Raw genomic sequence first — 6,871 nt, 5'->3', positions numbered from 1 at the left:
CCATCATCTGGACCGCGATGCCGAGTTCCTGATCGAGCTGCCGGAGCGGATCGAAATCCATCGGATACTTGTCGATCGTCGGGGACTGCGCTGAGCGCCCATCGGTGGTTCGCAACCTCTTCTTCTTCGCGGTGATGTCGCTGATCTGGGTGCTGACCTGGGCCGCGATCAAGCTCGGTCTCAATGACGCGCCTCCGCTCCTGCTGGCGGCTGCACGCTATTTGCTGACCGCTTTGGCGGCAGGAGCCTGGCTCTTCGGCGAGGCGGTCGGCTGGGCTGAAATCACCGGTGCGATCCTCCTGCTGGCGGCGGCTGCGATCGCGCTACTCAGGCCGCTGGGCGAAAATCGCGGGCGACCACATTGTCGGCCGGCCTCCTGACCTGCCGACCTCGAGCGGCGAAGCGATAGGCCCGCAATCCGTCCGCAGCTATCGCCGTCCGAAAAGCCGTTCGATATCCGCTAGCTTGAGTTCGATATAAGTGGGGCGGCCGTGGTTGCAGGTGCCGGAGCCGGGCGTCGCCTCCATCTGCCGCAGCAGCGCGTTCATCTCCTCGGCCTTGAGCAGGCGGCCGGAGCGCACAGAGCCGTGGCACGCCATGGTCGCGGCTATCTTGTCCAGCCGCTCCTTCAGCGTGTCGACCGTGTCGTTGTCGGCGATCTCGTCGGCGAGGTCGCGCACCAATTGCTGGACATTGGCCTCGCCCAGCATCGACGGCGTCTCGCGCACCGCGACAGCGCCGGGGCCAAAGCGCTCGATGCCGAGACCGAAGCGGGCCAGCGTTTCCGAATGCAGCGCAAGCCGCTCGGCATCCTCTTCCGGCAGGTCGATGATTTCGGGCAGAAGTAGCATCTGCGAGGGCACCGGGCGCGAATGCAGCGCATTCTTCAGCGCCTCGTAGACCAGCCGTTCATGCGCCGCATGCTGGTCGACGATGATGAGCGAATCCCTGGTCTGGGCGACGATGTAGTTCTCATGCACCTGGGCGCGCGCCGCGCCCAGCACCGCGCCGAGCAACGTCTCGGCCGCTTCATCCTGCCCTGCGCGTGCATCGGCGCTGGCAAGCGGACCGGCATCGAAAGCCGCTTGCTCGCTTTCTCGCAAGCCGCGCTGCTCGAAGCCCGCACCATCGAAACCCATATCGAGCGGCCGCTGCGGCGATCGGGCAGGATCGAAGCCGGACGGACCCGACGCGCGGTAGGCCGCGTCGTAGCTGCGGTGGCCGTTTGCCGGTCCGCCGTGGCCGTAGGATGCGGCCCCTGGCCGGAACGCCGCCATCATGCCGGCGGCACCCGTGGTGGCGGCGCGGACGCCGGCATCGGCCAGTGCCTGTCGGATGGCCCCGACGATCAATCCGCGCACAAGGCCGGGATCGCGGAAGCGCACATCGGCCTTGGCTGGATGGACGTTGACGTCGACGATGGCCGGATCGAGCGTCAGGAACAGCACCGTCACCGCATGGCGGTCGCGCGGCAGGACGTCGGCATAGGCGCCGCGTATGGCGCCGGCGATCAGCTTGTCGCGCACCGGGCGGCCGTTCACATAGGCATATTGCTGCAGCGCGTTGGCGCGGGTGAAGGACGGGATCGACGCGTGGCCGGTCAGATGCACGCCATCGCGCATCGCGTCGAGGGCAATCGAATTGTCGGGAAAATCGGTGCCCATCACCTGGGCGACACGACGCAGGCTGCCTTCCGCGCTGTCGTCCGCCGCCGGCAATTCCAGTGTCGAGCGGTCCGAGCCGGCCAGCGTGAAGCGCACGGCGGGGAAGGCGATGGCGATGCGCTTGACCACATCGCTGGTGGCCGAGCTTTCGGCGCGCTCGCCCTTCATGAACTTCAATCGGGCCGGCGTTGCGAAGAACAGGTCGCGCACCTCGACCGTGGTGCCGCGATTGGCCGCCGCCGGCCTGACAGGCAGGACGCGGCCACCCTCGATGCCGATCTCGGCGGCGCTGCCGCTTGCTGCCGTGCGCGAGCGGATCGAAAGTCGCGACACCGAGCCGATCGACGGCAGCGCTTCGCCGCGGAAGCCCAGCGAGCGAATGTCGTTGATATCCTCGGTGAGCTTGGAGGTGCAGTGACGTGCGATCGCCAGCGCCAGCTCCCGTTCGGGAATGCCGGAGCCGTCATCGGTGACGCGGATCAGGTTCAGCCCGCCGCCCGATGTGACGATCTCGACGCGCGAAGCACCGGCATCGAGCGCATTCTCGACCAGTTCCTTGACCACGCTCGCCGGACGCTCGATGACTTCGCCGGCGGCGATCTGGTTGATCATCGTTTCGGAAAGCTGGCGGATGGGCATGGCGGCACTATAGGCGGATTCGCGTCGCGCGGGAGGGGCAGAATTGCGCCAGCGGTGGATCAGTGGAAAACGACTTATGCCTGCGCCGCCAGCCAGTCGCGCACCTTGCGGGCGTTGTCGCTGAGCTCCCGGTTCTTCGGCCAGACGACATAGAAGGCCTTGCCGGTCTTCAGCACATGATCCGTCACCGGCACCAGCAGGCCCGACGCCAGCAGCCGCTCGGCGAGATGCCGCCAGCCGAGCGCGATGCCTTGGCCTTCCATGACACCTTGGATCACCAGGCCGTAGTCGTTGATGCGCAGGCCGCGCGCGGTATCGCTGAGATTGGCGCCCGCAGACTGGAACCATTCGTCCCAACTGGCCGCCTCGCGATACGGCTCCTCCAGATGGATGAGGCGGTGCGTGGCCAATTCGGCAGCGGATCTGGGCAGGCCGAACTTTGCCGCATAGCTGGTGCCGGCGACGGGAAATATCTCCTCGTCAGCCAGCGGCAACGAATGATAGTCCGGCCAGTCCCGCGGCGCGCCGCCGCGCACGCCGAGCGGAATGCCTTCCGCGATGATGTCGAGGTCGCGGTCGGCGGTCTGGATACGCAGGTCAATGCCCGGCAGCTCGTCACGGAACTGCTGCAGGCGCGGCATCATCCAGAACGAACCGAACGCGGTCGAGGCGGCCAGCGTGACATGACCGCCGGTCGCCTGCAGGCGCAGATCCTCCGCCGATTTGCGGATGTGCGAAAGGCCGAGCGAGACGTCGGCATGGAAGCGCTCGCCGGCCTCGGTCAGGAGCACCTGGCGGTGGCGGCGCTGGAACAGCTTGGCGCCGAGCTGTTCTTCCAGTCCGCGCACGGCATAGGAGACGGCGGCCTGCGTCATGCCCAGCTCGCGCCCGGCGGCGGTGAAGCTCGACAGCCGCCCGGCCGCCTCGAAGACGATCAGGCTGCCGGCCGAAGGCAGAAGGTGGCGCAAGCTTCGCATAAGCTGAGCTTATACAAGAGATCAGGATTTTCCAGCGTCACATCACCATTTTGTCGCGCTAGGCTCCTTCATGAGTGGAATGGAGTTGCCATGAACGCACCGGCCCCCGAAGTGACCGAACATGCCAACCGCCGCAGTGGCGGCCGCCTGGGGCGCAAGGCCCTGCGCGGAGCTCCCGTAACGTCGTTCCCGACGCTGGTCCGCCAGATCCCCGTCTACCAGATGGTCCCCGATGAGGCGGTCGAACTGATCCACGAGGAGTCGCTCTTGATCCTCGAAGAGGTGGGCTGCGAGTTCCGCGACGACGAGGCGATCGCACTGTGGAAGGCGGCGGGCGCGGATGTCTCGGAAACCCGTGTGCGGATCGACCGGGCCCTGCTGATGGAACTGGTGTCGAAGGTCCCGTCGGAGTTCACGCTCAATGCGAGGAATCCGCAGCGCACGGTGCGGGTGGGCGGCAACAACACCATCTTCGTGCCGATGTATGGCGCGCCCTATGTTCGCGATCTCGACAACAACAGGCGTTACGGCACGCTCGCCGACCTCAACAATTTCCACAAACTCGCCTACATGGCGCCGGCGCTGCATTCATCGAGTTCGGTCATTTGCGAGCCGATGGAAATCGCGGTACCGAAGCGTCACCTCCACATCATCCATTCCGCGCTTAAGCATTCCGACAAGCCGTTCATGGGCATCGTCACGTCCAAGGAGCGGGCGGAAGACACGATGGCGATGGCAGGCATCGTGTTCGGAGAGGATTACGTCCGCGACAATCCTGTCCTGGTGTCGATCACCAACTGCAATTCGCCGCTGGTGTGGGACGCCACCATGCTGGACGCGATGAAGGTCTATGCGCGAAGCAACCAGCCGCTGATCCTCGCACCCTTTGCACTGTGCGGCGCCTCGACTTCGGCGTCCGCCGTGGGCGCTGTGGCACAGGTCAATGCGGAAGCGCTGGCGGGCGTCGCCTTCACGCAACTGCTGCGCCCAGGCTCGCCGCAGATCTACGGACAGTTCATGGTCACGGTGGACATGAAGACCGGTGCTCCGATGGGCGGCACGCCCGAGGCGGCGCAGATGATGTATCTGATGGGAGCGCTGGCACGGAAATACCGGCTGCCGTGGCGCACCTCCGGCTTCCATGTCGGGTCGAAGCTCAACGACGCCCAGGCTGGTTACGAGGCGAACATGCTGATGCATGCCGCCATCCTCGCCGGCGCCAACTACATCTGGCACTCCGCCGGATGGCTCGAGGCCGGCCTGACCTGCGGCTATTCGAAATTCGCCACCGACTGCGAACAGCTCATCGGCTGGTACAAATATGCCGGCGGCCTGCCGTTCGACGATTTCAAGGAAGCCATGGCGGCAATCCGCGAGGTGGGACCGCAGGGCCATTTCCTCGGTACCCAGCACACGCTGGAACATTTCGAATCCGCCTTCTTCATGCCCTCGATCATGGACTTCAATTCGTTCGAACAGTGGAAGGCAGAAGGGGCGAAGGACCACGACACGCGCGGCCGCGAGAAGGCGCGCAACATGCTGGCGGATTACGAGGAGCCGAAGCTCGACGAAGGCATCGCCGATGGCCTGATGGATTTCATCGCGCGGCGCGAGGAGAGGCTGCCGGACAGCGTCAGTTGAGGCGAAGAACCAAGATCAAAGGGAACCAGACGGGAGGAAAAAATGGCATTCTTCAGAAGCAGTGGCGATCGCGTGCCGAGCGCTATCGAGGCAATGGCGGTCGAAGCACGCGCGGGTCGTGTCGACCGGCGCGAGTTCCTGGCGCTGGCAAGCGCCTTCGGCGCATCGACGGCTCTTGCCTATGGCATGATCGGCCTTGCCGTGCCGGATCGGGCCTTGGCCGAAGAGCCGAAGAAAGGCGGAACGCTGCGCGTCTCGATGTCGGTGAAGGGACAGAAGGATCCGCGCACTTACGACTGGGTGGAACTGGCGAACATTTCGCGCTGCTGGCTGGAGCCGCTTGTCCGCTATACCAGGCAATTCACCTTCGAGCCGGTCCTGCTCGAAAGCTGGGATATCAACGACGACGCCACCGAATACGTGCTGCATGTGCGCAAGGGCATCACGTGGAACAATGGCGATGCCTTCAACGCCGATGACGTCGCTCACAATCTGACCCGCTGGTGCGAGAAGAATGTCGCCGGCAATTCCATGGCCGCCCGGGTCGGCGCGCTGATCGACGCAAAGACCGGCAAGGCCAGGGATGGCGCGATCACCAAGGTCGACGACAATACGGTCAAGCTGAAGTTAAGCGAACCAGACATTTCGCTGATCCCGAATTTCACCGACTATCCGGCGCTCGTCGTCCATCGCAGCTTCGATGCCGACGGTGCCGATCCGATCAAGAAGCCGATCGGCACGGGACCGTTCGAACTGGTCTCCTACGATGTCGGCCAGAAGGCGGTCGTCAAGCGTCGTGAGAATGGCAAATGGTGGGGTGGTGAGGCGCCGCTCGACAGCGTCGAGTTCGTCGACTACGGCACCGATTTCAACGCCACCGTGAACGCGTTCGAATCCGGTGAGATCGACCTCAATTTCGAGTCGCCCGCCGACTTCATCGACATTCTCGACAAGATGGATCTGGTGAAATCGGAGGTGGCGACGGCGACGACGCTGGTTGCCCGCACCAACATCACCCACAAGCCCTACGACGACAAGCGGGTGCGCAACGCCCTGCAAATGGCCGTCGACAACAATGCGGTCCTCGAACTCGGTTATGCCGGGCGAGGCACCCCTGGTGAAAACCACCACGTCGCCCCGATCCATCCGGAATACTATGCGCTGCCCAAGAAGACACGCGACGCCGCCGGCGCCAAGAAGCTGATGGCGGAAGCCGGACAGGCCGACTTCGAGCATGAGCTGATCACCATCGAGGACGATTGGCAGAAGAATACCGGCGACGCCATTGCCGGCCAGTTGCGCGATGCCGGGATCAAGGTGAAGCGCACGGTGCTGCCGGGTTCGACCTTCTGGAACGACTGGACGAAATATCCCTATTCGATGACGATCTGGTACATGCGCCCGCTTGGCGTGCAGGTGCTGGCGCTCGGCTATCGCACCGGCGAGGCCTGGAATGAATCGGCATATTCCAACCCCGATTTTGATGCCAAGCTCAAGCAGGCGCTTTCGCTCATCGACGTGGAGAAACGACGCGAGGTCATGAAGGATGTCGAGCAGATCCTGCAGGATTCGGGCGTCATTATTCAGCCCTTCTGGCAGAAGCTCTACAGCCACATGAGCAAGAAGGTGAAGAACTATGGTGTCCACCAGACATTCGAGATGGACCTTCAGAACGTCTGGCTGGACGGCTAAAACAAGGTGCTGCAGGACTTCATGAGCCGCAAAAAAGCCGATATGCAGGATACGTGGTGTTGATAGGCTCAAGCCGTCAAAAGCCGGAGATTCTGCATGCGACTGACAGTGATCGTTGCCGCCCTTTCGATAGCCCTGCCGGCCGGAGCCGTCGCCGGACCGGCGTCCGACGCGGTGAAGTTCTTCTATGCCCCGGCGGTCAAGTTCGAGGCCGACGAACAATATCGGGACCGGTTCACCGAACCGGTGACGAAACTG

At 64.0% G+C, this 6,871-nt stretch carries 5 protein-coding genes; 3 read left to right on the top strand and 2 right to left on the bottom strand.

What is annotated here, in order from left to right; all coding sequences use genetic code 11:
- Positions 1-104 precede the first annotated feature (104 nt).
- Complete coding sequence (locus tag EN884_RS19865) at positions 105-380, top strand: hypothetical protein (RefSeq protein WP_063167729.1); 276 nt, start codon at positions 105-107, stop codon at positions 378-380.
- A 48-nt stretch (positions 381-428) separates the two neighbouring features.
- Here EN884_RS19865 and mutL read toward each other — a convergent pair whose 3' ends face one another.
- Positions 429-2,303: a DNA mismatch repair endonuclease MutL gene (gene mutL, locus EN884_RS19860; protein WP_063167730.1), complete on the bottom strand. Its 1,875-nt coding sequence runs from the start codon at positions 2,301-2,303 to the stop codon at positions 429-431.
- A 74-nt stretch (positions 2,304-2,377) separates the two neighbouring features.
- Entirely contained in the window at positions 2,378-3,280 is a 903-nt protein-coding gene (locus EN884_RS19855; protein ID WP_013532333.1) for a LysR substrate-binding domain-containing protein, read from the bottom strand.
- A gap of 90 nt (positions 3,281-3,370) precedes the next feature.
- Between EN884_RS19855 and EN884_RS19850 the strand changes: the two genes are divergently transcribed.
- Together EN884_RS19850 and EN884_RS19845 are read left to right on the top strand one after the other, a co-directional pair.
- Positions 3,371-4,921 carry a trimethylamine methyltransferase family protein gene (locus EN884_RS19850; protein WP_013532332.1) on the top strand — a complete coding sequence of 517 codons (1,551 nt, stop codon included), beginning with the start codon at positions 3,371-3,373 and terminating at the stop codon, positions 4,919-4,921.
- 42 nt (positions 4,922-4,963) lie between these two features.
- Positions 4,964-6,613, top strand: a complete 1,650-nt coding sequence (locus tag EN884_RS19845; protein WP_027163239.1) for an ABC transporter substrate-binding protein — start codon at positions 4,964-4,966, stop codon at positions 6,611-6,613.
- Positions 6,614-6,871: the final 258 nt, after the last annotated feature.

This window comes from Mesorhizobium sp. M7A.F.Ca.AU.001.01.1.1 (assembly GCF_004022735.1).
Lineage (GTDB): Bacteria > Pseudomonadota > Alphaproteobacteria > Rhizobiales > Rhizobiaceae > Mesorhizobium > Mesorhizobium ciceri.
This window is presented reverse-complemented; position numbering and strand designations above follow the sequence as displayed.